The following is a 23065-nucleotide window of genomic DNA, read 5'->3' as shown; positions in this document are numbered from 1 at the left end:
ACCATGCTGCGGAACAGAAGTTTAGCGCGAATGCTTCAGCATGCCCCTGACAACCCAGCCCCGAGAGGATTGAGGCATGCCCGTCCATTTTGCCGCCGCCCGTTCCACCGCACATTCGCCGATCGCCCGGGCGCTGGCGAAAAAAGCGCTCGCTCGCGCTGCGAACGACAATGGCGATTCGGCGCAGGTCCGCGCCGAAGCTGGCAACGCCGATCGAACGATGCACGCGGCGTTGAAGCACTTCGCCGAACACGGCCTGGGCGCGGCAAAAGTCGCCTGGCGACAGGCCGAACAGGCCCATTCGACGGGCGACATCCAAACCTATGAATGGTGGTTCGGCATATGCCGCACTCTCGACCGCCGGCTGGCAAAGCGCTGCGCGGAAGAGATCGCCCTCCGCTCCCTGCTGACGGGCCGCATTTTCAAGTAGTTGCGGGGAAAACTGTACGGCCTCGTTAACCAATATACGACAGTCGGCGCATAGTGCCGTGGTGAAATGGGTCAGCACCGCGCAACTATCGACTGGAAACGGTATCTCGCCTGCGAGGCGGCGAGCGATCCGCTGAGCGAAAGGGCACGCGACGCTCTCGTCAGGTCGCTGTTCGCCCGCCGAACGGCGCTGGCCATGGGCGCGCTGAACTGCGCGATGGCGAGTACCGTCGTCGCGTTCCTGTCCGGCCATCCCCTGCTCTATGCGCTGGCATTTCTGCTCGCCAGCATTGCCATTTTCCGGATCGTCAATGCGCGCCATCTGGCGGCCCTTGCGGAAGGCACCGGCGCGTCGCAGCTGGAACTCGCCTACAAGCTGGGCGCGTTCGGTTTCAGCCTGGTTCTCGGGACGATCGCGGCGGCGGCCATCGCCCTCGATATCGGGCCGATGGCGCAGGTGCTGATCATTTCGAACGCGCTGGGATACGGCATCGGCATTTGCGGGCACAATGCCGCACGCCCGACGATCGCCCTGGGGCAATTGCTGCTGGTATCGACACCGATTGTCGCTGCCGCCCTCGCCCAGGGTTCGATTGCCGGTGCGTTCCTGGCGCTGACCATCGCATTGCTGTTCCCGGCAATGTATTTGATCGTCTCGTCGATCTTTCGCAACTTGCGGGATTCCCTGACCGCTGCCGATCGCAGCGCGGCACTGGCTGCCGAAATGGAAATCATCGCGCTGACCGACCGCGTAACGGGCCTGACGAACCGGCCCGGTCTCGACCGTCGCCTGCCGGAAATCATCTCCCAGGCCGACGCGTGCGGGCCGGTGGCGATATTCTGGGTCGATCTTGCCAGATTCAAGGAAGTCAACGATCTCAAGGGGCATCAGGCGGGAGATTACCTGCTCAGGGAAATCGGCACGCGGATCTCCGCGCTGATCGAGGATGACGGCGTCGTGGCGCGGTTTGCGGGCGACGAGTTCGTAGCGGCCTGTCCGATCGCCGATCGCAACACCGCATCGATGCTCGCCAGCCGGATTCTCGGCGAGATCAAGCGACCCGTTCTGGTCGACGGCGAGCGCCTCGAAATGAGCGCGTCCATCGGGATCGCCGTGACGCCGGACGACGGGACCATGCCGGACGAACTGATGCGCCATGCGGATATGGCGCTTTACGAAGCCAAGGTCGGGGGGCGTTCGCAAATCCGTTTCTTCGACCCATCGATGACGCGCGACCTGACCCATCGGCGCAAGATCGAAACCGAGCTGCGCCTGGCGCTCTCGCGAGACGAACTGTCGGTCTATTTCCAGCCCATCGTGGATCTCGAGACGGGCCGCATCCGTTGCTTCGAAGCGCTCGTGCGCTGGTTCCATCCGACGAAGGGCGAAATTCCGCCCGACCAGTTCATCCCGATTGCGGAAGAATGCGGAGCGATCGCGACGCTGGGGAACTGGCTGACCGGAGAAGCCGCGCGCACGGCGGCCAAATGGCCGGACGACATCCGTCTGGCGGTCAATCTGTCGCCGACGCAGATCAAGGCGCCCGGCGCTGCGCTCGGCATACTGAGGGCCATCCGGGATGCCGGACTCGCGCCCGAGCGGCTCGAACTCGAAATTACCGAAAACCTGTTTCTCGAAGATAGCCCCGACATTGCGCTGTTCATCGCAGATCTGTCGCGCGCCGGAGTCCGCTTCGCGCTCGACGATTTCGGCATCGGCTACTCCTCTCTCGGCTACATCAATCAGTGGCCCTTCTCCAAGATCAAAGTCGATCGCAGCTTCGTTTCGGGCGCGCAGGCAGGCCGCAAGAGCGATGCCATCATCCGCGCGGTTTCGCAGATGGGGCAAACACTCGGCATCGAAATCGTTGCCGAGGGGCTTGAAACCATCGAACAGGTCGAAGCCGTACAATCGGCCGGATGCACACTCGGCCAGGGCTACCATTTCAGCCGTGCCGTTCCCGCATATCAGGCTGCGTTGCTGCTAGCCGAAGATCGGGCCACGCGGACGGGCGTCCTGCGCTGCGTTAGCTGATCCGGGCAGCGGCCCATTCGAGCCGAAACCGGGATCGCGCAACGGTCATAATTCCACGCAACATCATACTCTTCTTGCAACTGCGAACCATTTGCAAAGATTGTTTTCCGGTCGTGGTTTTTGGCGGTTGCAATCCCGACTTCACAGGCCTAGGTCGCTCTCGCAATCGACCGGAGCCGTGCTTCCTTTGCGGGACACTTGATGCATGGCCCAATACGGTCCGGGTAACATCGTTGTCCCGCATGGCAGGAACAAGGACCCTACCCTCCATGGCACGCAAAAAGATCGCCCTTATCGGCGCCGGCATGATCGGCGGCACCCTCGCCCACCTCGCGGCGAAAAAGGAAATGGGCGATATCGTCCTGTTCGACATCGCCGAAGGCATGCCGCAGGGCAAGGCGCTGGACCTGTCGCAATGCGGCCCGATCGAAGGGTTCGACGCCCGGATCACCGGCACCAACGACTATGCCGACATCGCTGGGGCGGACGTGGTGATCGTGACGGCCGGCGTGCCGCGCAAGCCGGGCATGAGCCGCGACGACCTGCTCGGCATCAATCTGAAAGTGATGAAAGCGGTCGGCGAAGGCATCAAGAACAACTGCCCCGACGCGTTCGTGATCTGCATCACCAACCCGCTCGATGCGATGGTCTGGGCGCTGCGCGAGTTTTCCGGCCTGCCGCATAACAAGGTCGTGGGCATGGCCGGCGTGCTCGACAGCGCGCGCTTCGCCACCTTCCTCGCCTGGGAATTCGGCGTGTCGACCCGCGATGTGAACGCTTTCGTCCTCGGCGGCCACGGCGATACGATGGTGCCCGTCACGAGCTACACCACGATCAACGGCATACCGGTCAACGATTACGCCAAGATCAAGGGTGTCTCGCCCGACCGCATCGACGCAATCGTGAAGCGCACCCGCGGCGGTGGCGGCGAAATCGTCCAACTGCTCGGCAACGGCTCGGCCTATTACGCCCCGGCCACCAGCGCGATCAGCATGGCCGAAGCCTATCTCGGCGACCAGAAGCGCATCCTGCCCTGCGCGAGCTATGTCGAAGGCAAATACGGCCTCGATGGCCTTTATGTCGGCGTACCGACCGTGATCGGCGCGGGCGGCACCGAGGAAGTGATCGAGATCGAGCTGTCAGACGAGGAAAAGAGCAACCTCAAGGTCTCGACCGACGCAGTCGAGGAACTGCTGGAGGCCTGCAAGGGGCTGGATAGCAGCCTTGCTTAAGCGCGCCCTTCTCACAGTTGCTGCTCTGACGCTGCCCGCCGCGCCCGCATCCGCGCAGATGCGTGAGGCCGCTTTGCCGGAGATTTTCGAGAGCTATAACGATTGCTTCGCCGCCACAGAAAGTGGGGCGATCTCCATCGCCTCGCTCGAAAGCAACGGCTGGGCGCGTGCTAGCATGTCCGATGGCGACGGCGAAAAGGTCGAAGGCGGCCCGATCATTTACGGCCACACCGAGCGCGCGCCGCTCATCATCCTTAACGAGACCGAGGGCGCGGGGGTGTGCATGGTCAATGCCCGTATCAAGAGCTTCAAGGTGTTCGAGGAGTTCAAGGCAGCGTTCGGCGACAGACTGCCCAAGCCCGATGATGAAGGTTCGATCACATTCTTCGCCGATGGTCAGGCGGTACAAATGGCCCCGACCGGATCGCGCGAGGCGCCAGCGTTGCGCGTCGCAGTCCTTACTCCAAGAAAGAGCAGCTAAATGTCCATCCTCGTCGACAAGAACACCAAGGTCATCACCCAGGGGATGACCGGCGACACCGGTACCTTCCACACGCAGCAGGCGCTTGCCTACGGCACGCAGATGGTTGCGGGCGTCACCCCCGGAAAGGGCGGCACGACGCATATCGACCTGCCGGTCTACAACACCGTTGCCGAAGCCAAGGCCGCGACCGGCGCGACCGCTTCGTGCATCTATGTCCCGCCGCCCTTCGCTGCGGATTCGATCCTCGAAGCCATCGATGCCGAGGTCGAACTGATCGTCGCGATTACCGAAGGCATTCCCGTGCTGGACATGGTGCGCGTGAAGCGCGCGCTGCAGGGTTCGAAGTCGCGCCTGATCGGCCCGAACTGTCCTGGCGTCCTGACCCCCGGCGAATGCAAGATCGGCATCATGCCCGGCAGCATCTTCAAGAAGGGCAGCGTCGGCGTGGTTTCGCGCTCGGGCACGCTGACCTATGAAGCCGTGCACCAGACCACCATGGTCGGCCTCGGGCAGACCACCGCGGTCGGTATCGGCGGCGATCCGGTCAACGGCACGAACTTCATCGACGTGCTCGAACTCTTCCTGAAGGACGACGAGACCAAGTCGATCATCATGATCGGCGAAATCGGCGGCAGCGCGGAAGAAGAAGCCGCCGAATTCATCGCCCATATGGCGAAGAAGGGCGTGAGCAAGCCGATGGTCGGCTTCATCGCCGGTCGCACCGCGCCTCCGGGCCGCCGCATGGGCCATGCGGGCGCCATCGTTTCGGGCGGCCAGGGCGGCGCGGAAGAGAAGATCGCAGCGATGGAAAAGGCGGGCATTCGCGTGTCGCCCTCGCCCAGCGAACTCGGCACCACGCTCGACACGCTGCTGAAGGAATTGGTCTGATGCACAGCGCGGGCGGCCTTTCCCTACGGGACCGTCCGCGCCGCTGAGGCATTGCCATTTTAGGAGCCGACATTGCGTCGGCGCAATAAGGTGACCCGGATGGGCAACGAAAGCCACGATTTCCTGCCCGAACTGGGCGATCAGGAAGGCCCGCAGCAGGGCCCTAGCTGGGGCAACCCCAACTGGCTGGCCGAAGTGGTCGATAGCGCCGCGGACCTGACCGCCGCGCTCGACCCGACGCAGATGCGCCTGGCCGTTGCACAGGCGGCCAAAAAAACGGGCAAGGCGCTCGATCCCAAGGCGATCGAGCAGGCAGCGGACGATTCCATCCGCGCCATGCTGCTCGTGCGCCTGTACCGCGTGCGCGGCCATCTTGCGGCAAATCTCGATCCGCTTGGCCTGTCGCATCGCGACGTTCCCGAAGATCTCCTGCTCGAACGGCACGGTTTCGACGGTCAGGAAGAGCGCGAAGTCTATGTCGGCGGCGTGTTCGGCTTCGAATGGGTCACCGTGGGCGAACTCTACCGCGTGCTGCGCGAAACCTATTGCGGCAATGTCGGCCTCGAATACATGCACATCTCGGACACGGAGGAACGGCGCTTCCTCCAGGACAAGTTCGAGACGCCCGAGGATACGATCCAGTTCACCGACGAGGGCAAGCGCGCCATTCTCGCCTCGGTGATCCGCGGCGAGCAGTACGAGGCGTTCCTCGGCAAGAAATATGTCGGTACCAAGCGCTTCGGCCTCGACGGCGGCGAATCCATGATCCCGGCGCTCGAGGCGGTGATCAAATATGGCGGCCAGCTCGGCGTGCGCGAGATCATCTACGGCATGGCCCACCGGGGCCGCCTCAATGTCCTCGCGAATGTGATGGGCAAACCGTACAAGGTCATCTTCCACGAATTCTCGGGCGGCAGCGCCAATCCCGACGATGTCGGCGGTTCGGGCGATGTGAAATATCACCTCGGCACCAGTACCGACCGCGAATTCGACGGGATCAACGTCCACATGTCGCTCGTCCCCAATCCGAGCCATCTCGAGGCGGTGAATCCGGTCGTGCTCGGCAAAAGCCGCGCGCAGCAGGCGATCCGCGACGATCTGAAGCAGCACGAACAGGTCCTGCCAGTCCTCCTGCACGGCGATGCCGCCTTTGCCGGCCAGGGCATCGTGTGGGAGTGCCTCGGCTTCTCCGGCGTGCGCGGCTACAATACCGGCGGGTGCCTGCATTTCGTTATCAATAACCAGATCGGTTTTACGACCAGCCCGCAATTTGCCAGATCGTCACCCTACCCTTCGGACGTCGCGAAGGGTGTCCAGGCGCCGATCCTCCACGTCAATGGCGACGATCCGGAAGCGGTGACCTTCGCCTGCAAGCTGGCGATCGAATACCGCCAGGTCTTCGGCCGCGACATCGTGATCGACATGTGGTGCTATCGCCGCTTCGGCCACAATGAGGGCGACGAGCCCAAGTTCACCCAGCCGCTGATGTATGACGAAATTCGCCAGCATCCCAAGGTGAGCACGATCTACGCCAAGCGCCTCGAGGCCGAAGGCGTGATCGAAAAAGGCTACGCCGACGGGCTCTGCGCAGAGTTCACCGACCATCTCGAGCGGGAGTTCGCCGCCGCCAAGGATTACAAGCCCGATCAGGCCGACTGGTTCGGCGGTCGTTGGGCGGGCATGAACAAGCCGGCCGATCCCGAAACGGCGCGCCGCAATGTGGAGACTGCGATCGAGAAGAAGCTGTTCGACAGCCTCGGTCGGACGCTGACTACCGTTCCCGACGATCTCACAATCCACAAGACATTGGGCCGCGTGCTGACCGCCAAGGACGAGATGTTCTCCAGCGGCACCGGGTTCGACTGGGCCACGGCGGAGGCTCTCGCCTTCGGCAGTCTGGTGACCGAAGGTTTCGGTGTGCGCCTGTCGGGCCAGGATTCGGGCCGCGGCACGTTCAGCCAGCGTCACGCAGTGTGGGTCGACCAGAAGGACGAGCACAAATATATTCCGCTGACGACGCTGCCGCATGGCAGTTTCGAAGTCTATGACAGTCCGCTGTCCGAATACGGCGTGCTTGGCTTCGAATACGGTTTCGCGATGGCCGACCCGAAAAGTCTGGTGATGTGGGAAGCGCAGTTCGGCGATTTCGCCAACGGTGCGCAGATCATGATCGACCAGTTCATCGCCGCCGGTGAAGCCAAGTGGCTGCGCGCCAACGGTCTGGTTCTGCTGCTCCCGCATGGCTACGAAGGCCAGGGTCCGGAGCATAGCTCTGCCCGCCTGGAACGCTTCCTGCAGCTATGCGCGAACGACAATATCCAGGTCTGCAACATCACCTCGCCGGCGAACTATTTCCATGTGCTGCGCCGGCAGATGCTGCGCAATTTCCGCAAGCCCCTGATCATCATGACGCCGAAGAGCCTGTTGCGGCATCCGCTGGCCAAGTCGGATGCAGCGGAATTCCAGGGCGACAATCACTTCATGCGGATCAAATCCGACATGAAAGACATTCCCGACGACAAGGTGAAGCGCCTTGTGCTGTGCAGCGGCAAGGTCGCCTACGATCTGATGCAGCGGCGGGATGAAGCGGAGCTGGACGATGTGTCGATCGTCCGTATCGAACAGCTCTATCCCTTCCCCGGGGAGCCGTTGGCTGTGCGGATCGAGCGCATGAAAAACCTCGAACAGATCGTCTGGTGCCAGGAAGAACCGAAGAACAACGGCGCCTGGTTCTTCGTCGACCGCTTGATCGAAGAGGCGGCGGAAGCTGCTGGCAAGAAGGGCATGCGCCCTTGCTATGCCGGCCGCGAAGTCGCGGCTTCGCCCGCCACGGGTTACGCCAGCCGCCACCAGGTGCAGCAGGAAGCCCTCGTCAATATCGCGCTCGGCCTGAACGGTCACGCGCCCAATGTCCGCAGCGACTGCAAGTAATTCCGGAAAGCGAGAATATGGCCACCGAAGTCAAAGTTCCCACGCTGGGTGAATCGGTCACCGAAGCGACTGTCGGCGAATTGCTGAAGAATGTTGGCGATGCGGTCGCGGTGGACGAGCCCATCGTCAGCCTCGAAACCGACAAGGTCGCGGTCGAGGCTCCCTCGCCCGTCGCGGGCACGATCAAGGAATTCAAGGTCGGCGTTGGCGACACGGTCGAAGTCAATGCGGTGATCGCGGTGATCGAGGAAGGCGCAGCTCCGGCAAAATCCTCCGGCGATGCTCCCAAGGCCGAAGCTCCCGATACGAATGCGGAGAAGGCCGTACCCGCCCAGGCCAAGGCAGCCACCGGCGGCGATGCCGCGCAGACGCTGTCGCCGGCCGTGCGCCGCGCCGTGCTGGAACACGGGGTCGATCCGTCGACCATCAAGGGCACGGGCAAGGATGGCCGCCTGACGAAGGAAGACGTGATCGCCGCTGCCGAAGCGAAAAAGTCCGGTGGCGGAGCATCTGCTCCCGCAGCCTCTTCCGCACCCGCGTCCACCGGCGGCGAACGCCGCGAGGAACGCGTCAAGATGACGCGGATGCGCCAGACCATCGCCAAGCGGCTCAAGGATGCGCAGGACAATGCCGCGCTGCTGACGACCTTCAACGATTGCGACATGTCGGCGGTCATCGAAGCGCGCGAGAAATACAAGGATCTGTTCGCCAAGAAGCACGACATCAAGCTCGGCTTCATGGGCTTCTTCGCCAAGGCAGCGTGCCTGGCGTTGAAGGACGTGCCCGCGGTCAACGCCTATATCGAAGGCGATGAGATCGTCTATCACGATTATGTCGATATCTCGATCGCGGTGTCGGCGCCCAACGGCCTCGTCGTGCCGGTCATTCGCGATGCGCAGGACAAGGGCTTTGCGCGGATCGAAAAGGATATCGCCGATTTCGGCAAGCGCGCCAAGGACGGCACGCTGACGATGGACGACATGAAGGGCGGCACCTTCACCATCTCGAACGGCGGTGTGTTCGGCTCGCTGATGAGCACCCCGATCATCAACCCGCCGCAGAGCGCGGTTCTCGGTCTGCACCGTATCGAAGACCGCCCGGTCGTGGTGAATGGCGAGATCGTCATCCGCCCGATGATGTATATCGCCCTGTCCTACGACCACCGCCTGATCGACGGTCGCGAGGCGGTGACGGCGCTGAAGATCATCAAGGATGCGATCGAGGATCCGACCCGGATGCTGATCGATTTGTGAACCCGTAATGCGTGAAGGACGGATGGCTCTACATCGTTGCCAGCAAGCGGAACGGCACGCTGTATCTCGGTGTTACGAGCGATCTGCCCACCCGTATTTGGCAGCACCGGGTCGGGGCGGTCGAAGGGTTCACGAAGAAGTACGGCTGCAAGCACCTGGTGTGGTGCGAGCATTTCGAAAACCTGCACGATGCGCGCGAGCGCGAATGGCAAATGAAGAAATGGAAGCGAGCCTGGAAGATCGAACTGATCGAAAAGGACAATCCCGGATGGCGCGATCTGTGGCACGACATCAACCGGTGAACTCCTGCGAAAGCGGGAGCCGATGCGGCCGTCGTTGCGCTGAGTGGGTTCCTGCTTTCGCAGGAACTCACGGGTGTTGGAATGGAGTCCGAGTGCGAAGCGCTGTCCTACACGGCCCCGGATGTGCCATAGGCCCGGCATGACCACCGCGCCCTCCCTCCCCACGACCGCCCGGATCCGCGCCTGCGGAGCGGGCATCTTTTTTTCCCTTGGACTGTGTAACACGCGGTCCATGTCTGCGATGAAACGAAAGACAACAGAGACGAAACATGGCTGAATACGACTACGACGTCCTCGTTATCGGCGCTGGCCCGGGCGGCTATGTCGCCGCAATCCGCGCTGCGCAGCTCGGGCTCAAGACCGCCTGTGCCGAAAGCCACGCGACGCTGGGCGGGACATGCCTCAACGTAGGCTGCATTCCGTCGAAGGCGATGCTCCATGCGAGCGAGTTCTACGACGCAGCCGCCAATGGCGCGATGGAAGAGATGGGCATCGAGGTTAAGCCCAAGCTGAACCTCGACAAGATGCACGCCCAGCGCCTCGACGCGGTCGATGGCCTGACCAAGGGCGTTGCCTTCCTGTTCAAGAAGAACAAGATCGACTGGAAACAGGGCCACGCCACTTTCCAGGATGCGCATACCGTGAAGGTCGGCGACGAGACGGTCACGGCCAAGAACATCATCATCGCAACCGGCTCGTCGGTTACACCGCTGCCCGGGATCGAGGTCGATAACGACAAGCAGGTGGTGGTCGATTCCACCGGCGCGCTCGAACTGAAGTCCGTGCCCAAGAAAATGGTCGTCATCGGCGGCGGCGTGATCGGGCTCGAACTCGGTTCGGTCTGGCGGCGGCTCGGGGCCGAAGTGATCGTGGTCGAATTCCTCGATCAGTTGCTGCCCGGCATGGATGGCGAAATCCGCAAGGAAGCGGCCAAGATCTTCAAGAAGCAGGGCATGGAACTGCGCCTGTCGACCAAGGTCACCGGCTGCACGGTCAAGGGCAAGAAGGCCACGTTGACGCTCGAACCTGCCGCAGGCGGTGACAGCGAAACGCTCGATGCCGATTGTGTGCTCGTTTCGATCGGTCGCCGTCCGAACACCGACGGCCTGGGCCTCGAAAACATCGGCCTCGAACTCAACAAGCGGGGCCAGATCGAAACCGACCATGACTTCCGCACCAAGGTCGACGGCGTATGGGCCATCGGCGACGTGATCCCCGGCCCCATGTTGGCGCACAAGGCGGAGGACGAAGGCATCGCCTGTGCCGAGAACATCGCCGGGCAAACCGGCATCGTGAACCACGATGTCATCCCCGGCGTCGTCTATACCTGGCCCGAAATCGCTGGCGTCGGCCTCACCACCGAGGACGCGATCGAGAAGCTGGGCGACAAGGCCAGGGTCAAGACCGGCAAGTTCCCGATGATGGCCAATAGCCGCGCCAAGACCAATCACGAACCCGACGGCTTCGTGAAGGTCGTCGCCGATGCCGAAACGGACCAGGTTCTGGGTGTGTGGTGCATCGCCAGCGTCGCCGGCACGATGATCGCACAGGCAGCGCAGGCGATGGAATTCGGCGCGACTAGCGAGGATATCGCCTATACCTGCCACGCCCATCCGACGCATTCGGAAGCCATCAAGGAAGCCGCGATGGCAGTCCAGGGCAAGCCGATCCACATCTGACCCCACGGAGACGACGATCATGGCCCGCAGCGTAGCAATCGTCGGTGCGGGCCAGATCGCCTACGAGCTCGTTCGTGCGTTCGGCGATGAGTGGCAAATAACGCTCCACGCGCGATCGCAGCCGCAATGGCTCGCCGAGATGCCGTGTCCCTACGAGCACTATGTTCGCGGCGAAACCGACGTCCCCGGTGCGGACTGCGTGATCGACACTATCGCCTTCGACGAAGGCGATGTGACGGGCTACGACCCGGATCGCGTCGGCCGGCTCATCGCGGTAAGTTCGGCAAGCGTCTACTGCGACGCCGAGGGCAGGACGCTGGACGAGGCCGCACAGGGAGGCTTTCCCGATTTCGCCGAACTGATCGCCGAGGATCAGGCGACCGTCGCACCCGGCCCCGATACCTATTCCACCCGCAAGATCCGCATGGAAAACGCCGTCCAAGAGCTGTTCGGCGCGCGAGCGACGATCCTGCGCCCCTGCGCGATCTATGGCGCGTGGTCGCGCCACCCGCGCGAGTACTGGTTCGTGAAGCGGCTGCTCGACGGGCGACAGCACATCCCCGTGCTGCATCCGGACGTTTCCCGCTTCCAGACAACCAGCGCACGCGACATTGCCGGGTTCGCTTTGGCCATTGCACGGCAGGAAATCGGCGGCACCTTCAACATAGCCGATGAATATGGCCCCTCGGTCAGGCAGATTGCCCACTCCATCTTCGAGTTCCTGGAACGCAAGGCTGAACTGGTCGAGGTTCCGGCCTGCGAGCAGTCGACGATCGGACGCACCCCATGGTCGGTGCCGCGCCCTTTCCTGATCGACAGCGCCAAAGCCAGTGCGGCATGCCACCGTCCCGCCGCCAACTATCGGCCCGATGCCGGAGAAGCAGTCCAGTGGTTGGTCGAACGCAATCCTGCCGACTGGCGGGGAGCCTTTCCCCAGCTTACGGTCTATCCGTGGGACCTGTTCGACTATGCAGCGGAAGACGCTGTTCTGGAGGCGATGTAGGTGAAGGCGCGGCTCGGGAGCCTGGCAGCCTTGGCGGTGCCGGTTCTCGCGGGGATGGCCTATCTTGCGATAGCGGGCGCTCCCTCGGCCTTTCTCGTCATAAACGGATTGGCATTCGTCGCGGCGATGGTGGCGATCCTGGCTTTTCCGGAAGTTGCCGGCCAGAAAGTGCTCCGCATTCTGACGATCGCACTCATCGCGATCCTCTTCGTTCCCCTCGCCACCGGCCCTTGGCTGAACGGTATCGCTCGATGGTTTACGCTCGGCGGGTTCATCCTCCACTCGGGTGCCGTGGCGTTTCCGATGCTGGCGGTCCTGGCGGCGAATGATGAAGACTACGCCCCGCCGATACTTCTCGCAGCGCTGCTTGCAGCCTCGCTACAACCCGATGCGGCGCTGGGCCTTGCCGTGATGATGACGGCGGTCGGGCTCTACAATGCTGAACGAGACTGGCGGCTGGTGCCTGTCGCCGGGGTCGCCCTGTTCGCCAGCATGGCGGCGGGATTGCGCGGCGAATTACCTGCCCAGCCCTTCGTCGAACGCGTGCTGGTACAGCTGGCCATGACCCAGCCGCTGGCGGCTTTCGGCCTCGCCATGAGCCTGCTCGCCAGCTTCCTCATGCTGGCGCATGCGATTCCAGCCGCAAAACCCGTGCGACACGCCCTTGCGGGCAGCCTGTTCGGCTTCTCGCTGGCGGCGCTGGTCTCGAACTATCCCAGCATTCTGATCGGCTATGGTGCGGCGCCAATCCTGGGTTACGGACTAGCCCTGGCGCTGCCATCACGTGGTTCGGCGTTCCCGCCGCGCTCTTCCAGCCTCGAGTAGCGCGGTCGCTACTGAGTTCGACGATCGCCGGCTTTGCATATCGCAACTTACGGCAAGGCCTGACAGGCGCAGCACACGATGCGGCCGCCATGTGTCTGTTGCAAGTGCGCGATTGACCGCGCGAACGGCTTATCCGACATTGCCGGGACCATAGGAGAGTTCATGGCCTACCCGACATTGACGAAGAAGCCTGGCGCAATCGAACTGGCCCATGCCATCCGCCACGGCGAAATGTCCCCGCTCGAAGCCGTCGAGGCGGCGATTGCGCGGATCGAGCACGTCGACGCTCATATCAATGCCGTGGTCGTGACCGATTTCGACCGCGCGCGGGACCGGGCCAAGACCATGACCGGCGAACGGCTGCCGAAGAACCAGCCGCTGTTCGGCGTTCCCATGACCATCAAGGAAAGCTTCGATATCGAAGGCCTGCCAACTTGTTGGGGTCACGAGGAGTACGCCGAGAGTACGGCCAAACGCGACGCCCGGGTGGTCCACCAGTTGAAGGCAGCAGGGGCGATCTTCCTGGGCAAGACCAATGTCCCGCCCGACCTGACCGATTGGCAATCCACCAATCCGGTCTATGGCCGGACCAACAACCCGCACGATCACGACCGTTCGCCGGGCGGGTCTTCGGGCGGTTCCGCTGCCGCCGTCGCCAGCGGCATGGTGCCCTGCGAATACGGGACCGATATCGGCGGGTCGGTTCGCGTACCGGCGCATTTCTGCGGTATCTGGGGTCACAAGACCAGTTGGGGCCTGATTTCGAAGCATGGCCACGACCATCCTTCGATGGCGGGCAAGGATGGGCATGACGGGGTACTGTCGATCGCCGGGCCGCTGGCACGCAACGCGGCGGATCTTCGCCTGCTGGTTGAATTGACGCAGGCACTCCCATTGCGGTCGCGCGGCAAACCTCTCGCCGATTGCCGCTTCCTCCTGATGATCGATCATCCCTCCTGCCCGACCGACGACGCGGTACGCGGTCCCATCGAAGCCGCGGCGGCCGAACTGGAACGAGCCGGGATGCGTATCGACCGCGCAAGCGCGCTTGTCCCGGAACTCCAAGCGCAACAGGCCGAGTATATGCGCATGCTCAATGTCGCCATGGCCCGTGGGATGCCCGGACCCGACGGCAAACGGGCCAGCGCGACCGACTGGTTCGACATGCTGGACGCGCAGACCCGCAACGAGAATGCGTGGCATCATCTGTTCGAAACCTACGACTTCGTACTTGCTCCGCCCGCACCCGTGCTCGCCGTGCCGCACCGCGATGGCCGCGTGTTCGATGGTACGATAGCGATCAACGGCGCCGAACAGCCCGCTGGTACCGCGCTCTGCTGGGCCGGTCTGGCGACCTACCCCAACCTTCCGGCAACGGTCCTTCCTGTGGGAGAAACGGGCGGGCTGCCTTGCGGAATGCAGGTCGTCTCGCGCAGATGGGCGGACTTCGATTGCATCGCCGCAGCAGAGGCAATCGGCAAGATCCTGCACGGCTAGGGAGCGTCGACGATATGGGACAGCGACGCGCCATGGGGCGCTTTGCCAAGTGGCATATCTGGTTGGGATGGCTGGTCGGCTTTCCGGTGCTGATGTGGACCGTTACCGGTCTTGTGATGGTGGCGAAGCCGATCGAGGTGGTGCGCGGAAACCATCTGCGCAAAGACGTTCCCCAACGCGCCCTGCCCGCCGATACGGAGATAGCCGTTTCGCTGCCCGCAGAGAGCACCAAGCCGGTGCGCTCCGTCACCACTCAAGTAGAGCGCGGCGAGACCGTCACCCGCATCGCCTACATGGATGGCACTATCGCGCGCTTTCGCCCGGATGGCAGCAGCATGGGCCCGCTGTCGGAAGTCGAGGCGCGGCTCATTGTCGCCGAAGGTATCGAGGGCGGCGACAAGGTCGCCCATACGGCCCGTTTCGAAGCGGAAAGCGTGCCCTTCGACTTCCGCCGGCCCATCCCCGTTTGGCAGGTCGCTCTTGAGAATGGCACCAATATCTATATCGGCACAGAGACCGGCGAGATCGAGGCCGTACGCACGGAGTGGTGGCGAACCTTCGACTTCATGTGGGGTCTGCACATCATGGACCTGCAGACGCGCGAGGATACGCACCACCCCGTCCTGATACTCTTTGCCGTATTGTCGGCGATCGGATCTCTGCTCGGCTGCGTGCTTCTGTTCCGCCGCCGCAAATCACGCATGGGCGCACAATGAACCCGGAAGTTCTCACTCCGCTGCTCGACTGGCTGGACCTCGCCGGTGTGGCGATTTTCGCTCTGACCGGCGCACTGGTCGCGGCGAAGGAGCGCCAGACCTTCGTGACGCTCGCCTTTTTCGCGCTTATCACGGGTGTCGGCGGCGGCACCGTTCGCGACCTGCTGATCGGCGCTCCGGTTTTCTGGATACACGATGCGTGGGTTGCCGCCATTTGCCTCGCAATGGCACTGTTCGCCTGGTTCACGCCCACGCGCTGGTGGGACGGACGCTTTCTGTCCGTTGCGGACGGGCTTGGCCTCGCGGCCTATGCCGTCCTTGGATCGGCGAAGGCTCTGGAGTACGGCCTGCCACCAACTCCGGCGATCCTGATGGGCGTGATTACCGGCTGTGCGGGAGGGATCATTCGCGACGTGATTGCCGGTCGTCCGTCGATCCTGATGCGACCGGAACTTTATGTGACCGCTGCAGCCCTTTCGGCGGGGCTGACCGTGCTCGGCGACCTCGCCGGACTGATACGGGAATGGGTCTGGGTCGGTGCGACGGCCGCAGGTTATGGCCTGCGGCTCGCCGCGATCAAATGGAATCTCTCGCTGCCAGCTTACGGCCGCGGCTAGTTTTCGATACCCCTGTATCCAGTGCCGTACTCAATGTCGGAATCGGCATAGGGCTGCTCATCGTCATCCGGCAATGGACCACCCGGATATGACGGTTCGGCATTGTCCGTGCGTGCCCGGGCGGCAGCATAGTAATCTTCGCCGTATTGACGATCCTCGCTATCCTCGACCGCTCCGTATTCGAAACCGCCATCGTCCGGTACGCGGTCGAAACCGATGTCTTCCCGACCATAATCGATCGCATCGATCCGGCCATCTTCCCCGATCGAACAACTGAAACCCGCCCCGTCGTACAGCGTACCAGCCACATTCCAGCCACGGGCATTGCGATTGGCCGCATCGACCGTTTCGACCCGCGCATTCCGTTCCACCTCGCCCACGCAGATCGTAACGGCACGATCGATGCCCCGTCCATCGTCATACCGATAGTCGCCGCGCCGGGGGTCAGGATAGCGCGCATCGCGATACCGGTCGCGTTCACGCGAATTCTTGGCGGCGCTGGCCACCGCCGCAATACCGCCGAGGATGAGGACGCCGGCAAGCACATCGCCCGCATCCACACCGCGATGGCGACGGTAGCGATAGCGGCGATATTTGTCTGCCGTATCGTTACCGGGCGCCCATGCCGGGGCAGCGACTTGAATTTCCACGCGGGACGCAAGATCGGGCATTTCGGCGGCTTCTACCGGCATGGCGGTCATCGAAAATGCAGCGAGCAGCGCGGGCGTGGCGGCAATAGACTTGATGGACGGCATAGCCGATACCCCTTGTACGCGCCCCACCACCGCGCGCGATTGAAGATTGCATAGGATTAGGCGGTCCAGACTAAATGAAGCCTGAACCGCCTTTGGTGGTCGTTAGTGGAGCTTAACGAAGTCCGCGGATACCGCTGAAATCGAGGTCCGCGACGCGGCCACGGTTGACATAGCAGGTGAAACTGCCGCTATCGCGGTCGTTCCAGCGATGGTAGCGGTTGTTCCGGTCGCGATAGCCGTAACGGTCGTAACGTCCGCCGTGGTAATTGCCATCGACGACCATCCGGCCCTTAACCCTCCAACCATACCGCGTGTCGTCGACATCGCGAATGTCGGTTACCTGGGCATAGCGATAGCCGTAACGGCGGGCATCGCTCCTGGCGGCATTGACGCAGCGCTCCACAGCCGCACGCGGATTGCCGCGATGAGCATAGGCGTTACGGCGATAGTCGTCCCCGTTGTAGTAATAGCGCCCATCCCGGTAGTAGCGATCGCCGCGATAATAGTCGCGATCCTTGCTGGCGGCGCTGGCGATAGCGGCGATACCGCCGATAACCACCGCGCCAGCGATAATCTCACCGACAGAAATACCGTCATTATCGCCCCGAGCCTGTGCGGGCGTGGCTCCAGCTAGCGCCATGGCGCCGACGGCAGCCGTTGCGATCCCACCCTTCGCGAACGTTTTGGTCATGTAATTCATCTCGAGGGTCCTCCTCATTCGGGCCGCGGCGGGACTGCCTTGGCTGTATGAGAGGTATTGGAGGATTCGTCTTGAGGTGACGCTGAACTCCAGCGACAGCCATCGTTCAGATAAGTAATTATTTTTATGAACGTCTATTTTTCAAGAGAATCAAGCGCATCGCGTGCGAACGCAGCAATATCGAAGCGCGAGCCGGTTGGATCCTCACCTCTCCGGACGATGACGACATTCATGCTCGGTACGATGACGATATACTGTCCGCGATTACCCATGGCAGCGAACGTATCGCTTGGCACGCCCGCGGATTTGTTGAGCAGCCAGAAGCCCGCACCATAGCCGAAGGGGCCGTCGGGTTGCGGGCCTGAAGGCGAGGACACGTACTCGACCCAGTCCTCGGGCAGAATGCGCCGCCCCCGCCACACGCCATCCTCGAGATAGAGCTGTCCCAATCGAGCCAGGTCTGCTGCTGTGGACCACACCTGGCTCGACAAGATGTAGCCACCCTGCCAGTCGGTTTCGGCAACGGTCGAATGCATGCCCAGCGTGTGGAAAAATCTATTCGGCGAGTGTTCTTGAAAAGTGTCGTCGATGGCGGTGACCGCTGCCAGCGTATCGTTGTTGGCGTAGCGAAAGATCTTCCCGGGCCGGTGCAAGAGCGGCCAGTGCAACGCCGTTTCCGCTACGGTGCTGCCCCCCAGATATAGCGGATCGGTTCGATTGCCGGGAGTATCCGAGTATCTGCCTGAAGCCATGCGTAGCAGATGATCGATCGTAATCTCGCGGCGCGGGTCGTCTTGACCGGCCCCCAGACCGGCCGACGACTGAACATTCGCCTCGCCTCTATAGACCGCCGCGCCGACCAGCGTCGCCGCCATGCTTTTGGCCACCGACCAAGTGCGCTGCGGCAAATCGGCATCGAAGCCCGGCGCAAACGCTTCTCCTCTGGTAACATCGGCACGGCGGATTAGCACTGCCGTGGTGCGCGTCCCTTCGCCATATTTGTCGGTCAGCGCCGATTGCGCGACGGCATTGACGCGACGATCGATTTTTTCGCGCAAGGGATAGACGGTCGGGTCTCCGACGCGGTCGATCGGTATCGACCTTTCGAACTCCTCGCTCGGCGCATCGGCGCCGATAGGTAGAAGATGGCATCCTCGGTCCTGCCGATATGCCGCAACTCGCGTTGGCATACCGTCGGTCCATTCCACGGCGACGTAATCGACAAACCCGTCACTACCGCGCTCCAGCCGATGTGGCAGTGATGCAATCAGCGAATCCATCGCCGGATAAATGCCCGTCAGTTCATATTCGAGGACCGATGCCTCAGTCCTGCGCATACCCGTGACGTCCGGCGCGAGCGCCCCGCACAGGAACAGCGCCTTGTAGCCCGCCGCGAGCGCGCGGTTGTGGCGGGCGTCCAGTTCTTCCTGCGTGCTCGATTGAGCGGCGAGCGGGAATGCGACCAACAGCGCGGCAGCAGCGAGGACGGTTCTGATCATGCGCGCCTTGTGGCACGACAGATCGCTCACGCAAAACAAAAGGGCCGGACAGTTTCCTGGCCGGCCCTGCTTGTTTCTTGCTCGACGAGCGTTTTACGCGTCTTCGAATTCCTCGTCGTTCATGACCGGGCCCGAATCCTGCCCCTTGGCGTCTTCGTCGCGATCGACGAGTTCGATCACCGCCATCTGGGCAGCATCGCTACCGCGATAGCCGGCCTTGATGATGCGGGTATAGCCGCCTTCACGATCCGAATAGCGCTCGGCCAGAACGTCGAACAGCTTCTTGAGCTGGGTTTCGTCCTGCAGGCGGCCCATGGCGAGACGACGGTTCGAGAGGCCGCCACGCTTGGCCAGCGTGATCAGCTTCTCGATATAGGGACGCATTTCCTTCGCCTTGGGCAGCGTGGTCATGATCTGTTCGTGCTTGATCAGCGCGGCAGCCATGTTGCGGAACATCGCGTTGCGGTGGCCGGTCTTGCGCTGCAGCTTGCGGCCGGAAATCTTGTGACGCATTTCAACTTGTCCTTCGTTCGAAAAGGGCCCGTTCTAGGTAGCCCAGTGCTGGCGGCGCTTTCCCGTAACTGGGGGGTGCGCCGCCGGAACCCATTCAGCCGAGAAGTTCCTGTTCGAGCTTCTTGGCCATTTCCTCAATGTTCTCCGGCGGCCAGCCGGGGATGTCCATGCCGAGGCGCAGACCCATCGAAGAGAGCACTTCCTTGATCTCGTTGAGCGACTTGCGGCCGAAGTTCGGCGTGCGGAGCATCTCGGCCTCGGTCTTCTGGACCAGGTCGCCGATATAGATGATGTTGTCGTTCTTGAGGCAGTTCGCCGAACGGACCGACAGTTCCAGCTCGTCGACCTTCTTGAGGAGGTAGCGGTTGAGCTGGTTGGTGTCGCTTTCCTGCGGTTCAGCGGCCTGGCCGATCATGGCCGAGGTCGGCTGCGGAATGCCGTCTTCGAAGTGGACGAACAGCGTCAGCTGGTCCTGGAGGATGCGTGCGGCATAGGCCACGGCATCTTCCGGGGTGACGGTGCCGTCGGTTTCGACCGTCAGCGAGAGCTTGTCGTAGTCCAGTTCCTGACCGACGCGGGCGTTCTCGACCTTGTAACTCACCTGACGAACCGGCGAATAGAGGCTGTCGACCGGGATCAGACCGATCGGCGCATCGGCCGGACGGTTCATGACGGCAGGGCGATAGCCCTTACCGGTGTCGGCGGTCAGCTCCATGTTGAGCGTGGCGCCTTCGTCGAGATGACAGATCACGAGATCCTTGTTCATCACCTCGATGTCGCCCGACACGGCAATATCGCCGGCCTTGACTTCGCCCGGACCGGTTGCCGAAAGCTGCAGGCGCTTCATGCCTTCGCCTTCCATCTTCAACGCGATCTGCTTCACGTTGAGCACGATGTCCGTCACGTCTTCGCGCACGCCGGCGAGCGAGCTGAATTCGTGGAGTACGTTCTCGATCTTGATCGAGGTGATCGCGGCGCCCTGAAGCGAGCTGAGCAGCACGCGGCGCAGCGCATTGCCGAGCGTCAGGCCGAAGCCACGTTCGAGCGGTTCGGCCACGAAGGTCGCCTTGCGGGCCTTGTCGCCGGAATCCTTGATATCAAGGATATTGGGTTTCTTGAGTTCCTGCCAGTTCTTGATGTTGACGGACATGAAAATCCCCTGGTTCGGATGCGGGCAGGACCGGCGCTCTTGACTAGAGCGTCCGGTCCGTGAGGGTGTGTCGGTGGCCCGCTAGCGAGCCACCAGGCAGGTACGGATCAGACGCGGCGACGTTTGGAAGGACGGACCCCGTTATGCGGGATCGGCGTCACGTCGCGGATCGAGGTGATGGTGAAGCCCACCGCCGCAAGACCGCGCAGTGCGCTCTCGCGACCCGAGCCCGGGCCCTTCACTTCAACTTCGAGGGTGCGCACGCCGTGTTCGGCGGCCTTGCGGCCAGCGTCGTCGGCAGCGACCTGCGCAGCGTAGGGAGTCGACTTGCGGCTGCCCTTGAAGCCCATCATTCCGGCGCTGGACCAGCTGATCGCATTGCCCTGCGCGTCGGTGATGGTGATCATTGTGTTGTTGAAGCTGGCATTGATGTGCGCAACGCCGCTCGAAATGTTCTTTTTGTCGCGGCGCCTTACGCGGCCGGGTTCGCGTGCCATGGTTTGTCTTCCTTACAATCTATCAAGAAGGGAAAAGCTTTCGGATCAACCGAAGCTTACTTCTTCTTGCCGGCGATCGGCTTGGCCTTGCCCTTGCGGGTGCGGGCGTTGGTATGAGTGCGCTGGCCACGAACGGGCAGGCCGGCACGGTGACGCAGGCCGCGGAAGGACTTGAGGTCCATGAGCCGCTTGATGTTCATCGCCGTTTCACGACGGAGGTCGCCTTCCACGGTGAAATCCGCATCGATCGTTTCACGAATACGCAGAACTTCCTCGTCGGTCAGGTCCTGAACGCGACGGGCGTGATCGATTCCGAGCTTGTCGGCAATCTCGACGGCCGTGGTACGACCGATACCGTGAATATAGGTCAGCGCGATGATAACGCGCTTGTTGGTGGGGATATTGACCCCGGCAATACGAGCCACTTACTTCTCCATGCTCCACGGGGTGGCGAATGCCGCTGCCCCATCTCATCGCTTTCGTTCATCAAACACATCCGGGTGAACGCTAACGCAAAAAGCCCGGATGGCGCACATTGGCTGCCGCCTGCCGGACCCACCGCAATGTCGAATGAACCGGGCGCTTAGGCGGATTCGCCTGTGGCGTCAACCGCCAAGCGCGCGCAAATCGACGAGGTCGCCGATATGGGCGGCCCGTCGGATAGTTCAACCTTCATAGCGCCTTGCGACGACAAGGTCAAAAGGCTTGCAGAACCGGGCTACGACGTCGCGTCGGCAGCATCGCCGGGATCAGACGGACTCGAGCCTTGAAGCGGGCCGAGATAGTCGCGCAACCCATGCAATTGCTGGGTCATAACGCCGTCCACTGCCTTCGCGATCGTGTCGACCTCGTATCGCATGTACCCGCCCACCACATATGTCCAGCGAACCCGGGTACCCCCTTCGATTTCCTCCAGCGTAATCGTAAGCACGCCTTCTGCAGGTTCACCCTGAAGCGGGCCCAATCCCCCGCGCATACGCAGACTCTTGAGCGGATAGGCCTGAACGACGGTCATATGCTCGACGCTCCCGTCCAGCGAAAACCCGTCATCGCGGTCCTCGCCGGGAACCTGCTCGCAGAAGCACCCCCCTGCCTGCGGGGTGAGCGTCATGTTTCCGGCATCGGCAGACCAGGTGTGCTCATCATTCCACCAGTCGCCCGGCTTGATCAGCGCCAGCCATGTTTCCATCGGACTGGCTGCCACTTCCGCCGAATCCTGCGTCACGAAACCGTTCGTGCTCGATTGCGCTATTTCAGCCGAAAGCGGAGCTGTACCCGCCACTGAAGCTGCAGCGACAACGATAGCGGCAAGACGCATATGACCTTCCCCCGTGTATGGGTCGAAACCCTAGGCGAAGTCGCGGGACTTTGAAAGCGACCCGACGTTCAGCGAGACAGGATGGCATCGATGGCGTGTGCCACATCTTCGATCGAGGCCATGCCGTCGACCCGGCTCACAATCCCCCTTGCCTCGTAGCCCGGCAGGATCGGCGCGGTCTTGCCACGATATTCCTGCATACGGGTGCGCACCGTTTCCTCATTGTCGTCGGGACGACGCTTGAACTCGGTCGAGCCGCATTTGTCGCATACACCGTCGACTGCCGGCTGCTTGAAGACGTCGTGATATCCTGCGCCGCAATTGGCGCAGGTGTAACGTCCGGTAATGCGTTCGACGAGCGCATCCTCGTTCACTTCGAGTTCGATCACATGGTCGAGCTGGCGGCCGTGTTTGGCGAGGATTTCGTCGAGCTGTTGGGCCTGCGCGGCGGTGCGCGGGTAACCATCGAAGATGGCACCGATCTCGGCGCCCATACCGGCCAGCTTGGCGTCGATCATCGCCGACACGATATCGTCGGAAACGAGACCGCCCGAATCCATGATGTCGGCGACCTTGCGGCCCAGTTCGGTATCGGCCTTGCGCGTTTCGCGCAGCATGTCGCCGGTCGACAGCTGGAGCATCCCGTGATGCTCGACCAGTCGCTGCGCCTGAGTTCCCTTGCCAGCGCCCGGAGGCCCCAGGAGGATGATATCCATTGCGTAAAGTCCCCTTCGCGCCCGGT

Annotated in this window: 23 protein-coding genes; 14 read left to right on the top strand and 9 right to left on the bottom strand. The window is 62.5% G+C overall.

The window, feature by feature from the left end:
• Positions 1-76 precede the first annotated feature (76 nt).
• The 14 genes from K3174_RS09160 to K3174_RS09095 all read left to right on the top strand — a co-directional run bounded on the left by K3174_RS09160 (position 77) and on the right by K3174_RS09095 (position 15891).
• Positions 77-430: a hypothetical protein gene (locus K3174_RS09160; RefSeq protein ID WP_221557941.1), complete on the top strand. Its 354-nt coding sequence runs from the start codon at positions 77-79 to the stop codon at positions 428-430.
• A 66-nt stretch (positions 431-496) separates the two neighbouring features.
• Positions 497-2464 carry a putative bifunctional diguanylate cyclase/phosphodiesterase gene (locus K3174_RS09155; RefSeq protein ID WP_221557940.1) on the top strand — a complete coding sequence of 656 codons (1968 nt, stop codon included), beginning with the start codon at positions 497-499 and terminating at the stop codon, positions 2462-2464.
• Positions 2465-2733: 269 nt separating this feature from the next.
• The gene (mdh, locus tag K3174_RS09150) at positions 2734-3696 is read left to right on the top strand and encodes a malate dehydrogenase (RefSeq protein WP_221557939.1); all 963 of its coding nucleotides are present in this window, start codon (positions 2734-2736) and stop codon (positions 3694-3696) included.
• Positions 3689-4177 (top strand): hypothetical protein, encoded by a 489-nt coding sequence (locus tag K3174_RS09145; protein WP_221557938.1) that lies wholly within the window; start codon positions 3689-3691, stop codon positions 4175-4177. The genes mdh and K3174_RS09145 overlap by 8 nt, the downstream gene beginning before the upstream one ends.
• Entirely contained in the window at positions 4178-5068 is an 891-nt protein-coding gene (sucD, locus tag K3174_RS09140) for a succinate--CoA ligase subunit alpha (RefSeq protein ID WP_221557937.1), read from the top strand.
• Between the two features lie 99 nt (positions 5069-5167).
• A complete protein-coding gene (locus tag K3174_RS09135) occupies positions 5168-7999 on the top strand; it encodes a 2-oxoglutarate dehydrogenase E1 component (RefSeq protein WP_221557936.1) in 2832 nt (943 codons plus the stop codon).
• A gap of 17 nt (positions 8000-8016) precedes the next feature.
• Positions 8017-9252, top strand: coding sequence for a 2-oxoglutarate dehydrogenase complex dihydrolipoyllysine-residue succinyltransferase (odhB, locus tag K3174_RS09130; RefSeq protein WP_221557935.1), 1236 nt, complete (start codon positions 8017-8019; stop codon positions 9250-9252).
• Between the two features lie 11 nt (positions 9253-9263).
• The gene (locus tag K3174_RS09125; RefSeq protein WP_221557934.1) at positions 9264-9554 is read left to right on the top strand and encodes a GIY-YIG nuclease family protein; all 291 of its coding nucleotides are present in this window, start codon (positions 9264-9266) and stop codon (positions 9552-9554) included.
• A 269-nt stretch (positions 9555-9823) separates the two neighbouring features.
• Positions 9824-11233, top strand: coding sequence for a dihydrolipoyl dehydrogenase (lpdA, locus tag K3174_RS09120; RefSeq protein ID WP_221557933.1), 1410 nt, complete (start codon positions 9824-9826; stop codon positions 11231-11233).
• A gap of 19 nt (positions 11234-11252) precedes the next feature.
• Positions 11253-12236, top strand: coding sequence for an NAD-dependent epimerase/dehydratase family protein (locus tag K3174_RS09115; protein WP_221557932.1), 984 nt, complete (start codon positions 11253-11255; stop codon positions 12234-12236).
• Complete coding sequence (locus tag K3174_RS09110) at positions 12237-13061, top strand: hypothetical protein (RefSeq protein ID WP_221557931.1); 825 nt, start codon at positions 12237-12239, stop codon at positions 13059-13061. It abuts the gene before it with no gap.
• 162 nt (positions 13062-13223) lie between these two features.
• The gene (locus tag K3174_RS09105) at positions 13224-14558 is read left to right on the top strand and encodes an amidase family protein (protein ID WP_221557930.1); all 1335 of its coding nucleotides are present in this window, start codon (positions 13224-13226) and stop codon (positions 14556-14558) included.
• Positions 14559-14572: 14 nt separating this feature from the next.
• A complete protein-coding gene (locus K3174_RS09100) occupies positions 14573-15274 on the top strand; it encodes a PepSY domain-containing protein (RefSeq protein ID WP_221557929.1) in 702 nt (233 codons plus the stop codon).
• Positions 15271-15891, top strand: a complete 621-nt coding sequence (locus K3174_RS09095; protein ID WP_221557928.1) for a trimeric intracellular cation channel family protein — start codon at positions 15271-15273, stop codon at positions 15889-15891. The genes K3174_RS09100 and K3174_RS09095 overlap by 4 nt, the downstream gene beginning before the upstream one ends.
• Here K3174_RS09095 and K3174_RS09090 read toward each other — a convergent pair.
• The 9 genes from K3174_RS09090 to K3174_RS09050 all read right to left on the bottom strand — a co-directional run bounded on the left by K3174_RS09090 (position 15888) and on the right by K3174_RS09050 (position 23039).
• Entirely contained in the window at positions 15888-16646 is a 759-nt protein-coding gene (locus K3174_RS09090) for a hypothetical protein (protein WP_221557927.1), read from the bottom strand. The two genes, K3174_RS09095 and K3174_RS09090, sit on opposite strands and share 4 nt — an antisense overlap.
• A 112-nt stretch (positions 16647-16758) precedes the next feature.
• Complete coding sequence (locus K3174_RS09085; protein ID WP_247712022.1) at positions 16759-17337, bottom strand: hypothetical protein; 579 nt, start codon at positions 17335-17337, stop codon at positions 16759-16761.
• A gap of 143 nt (positions 17338-17480) precedes the next feature.
• Positions 17481-18845: a serine hydrolase domain-containing protein gene (locus K3174_RS09080; protein ID WP_221557925.1), complete on the bottom strand. Its 1365-nt coding sequence runs from the start codon at positions 18843-18845 to the stop codon at positions 17481-17483.
• A 93-nt stretch (positions 18846-18938) separates the two neighbouring features.
• On the bottom strand, positions 18939-19358 hold the full coding sequence (gene rplQ / locus K3174_RS09075) for a 50S ribosomal protein L17 (RefSeq protein WP_221557924.1): 420 nt from the start codon (positions 19356-19358) through the stop codon (positions 18939-18941).
• Positions 19359-19452: 94 nt separating this feature from the next.
• Complete coding sequence (locus K3174_RS09070; protein ID WP_221557923.1) at positions 19453-20508, bottom strand: DNA-directed RNA polymerase subunit alpha; 1056 nt, start codon at positions 20506-20508, stop codon at positions 19453-19455.
• 107 nt (positions 20509-20615) lie between these two features.
• A complete protein-coding gene (rpsK, locus tag K3174_RS09065; protein ID WP_006831904.1) occupies positions 20616-21005 on the bottom strand; it encodes a 30S ribosomal protein S11 in 390 nt (129 codons plus the stop codon).
• Positions 21006-21061: 56 nt separating this feature from the next.
• Positions 21062-21430: a 30S ribosomal protein S13 gene (gene rpsM, locus K3174_RS09060; RefSeq protein WP_221557922.1), complete on the bottom strand. Its 369-nt coding sequence runs from the start codon at positions 21428-21430 to the stop codon at positions 21062-21064.
• Between the two features lie 293 nt (positions 21431-21723).
• On the bottom strand, positions 21724-22323 hold the full coding sequence (locus tag K3174_RS09055) for an SRPBCC family protein (protein ID WP_221557921.1): 600 nt from the start codon (positions 22321-22323) through the stop codon (positions 21724-21726).
• Between the two features lie 68 nt (positions 22324-22391).
• Complete coding sequence (locus K3174_RS09050; protein ID WP_221557920.1) at positions 22392-23039, bottom strand: adenylate kinase; 648 nt, start codon at positions 23037-23039, stop codon at positions 22392-22394.
• Between the last annotated feature and the right edge of the window lie 26 nt (positions 23040-23065).

It is taken from the genome of Qipengyuania qiaonensis, from assembly GCF_019711515.1.
GTDB lineage: Bacteria > Pseudomonadota > Alphaproteobacteria > Sphingomonadales > Sphingomonadaceae > Qipengyuania > Qipengyuania qiaonensis.
The sequence above is the reverse complement of the archived record's forward strand: the minus strand, read 5'-3'. Positions and strand labels throughout refer to the sequence as shown.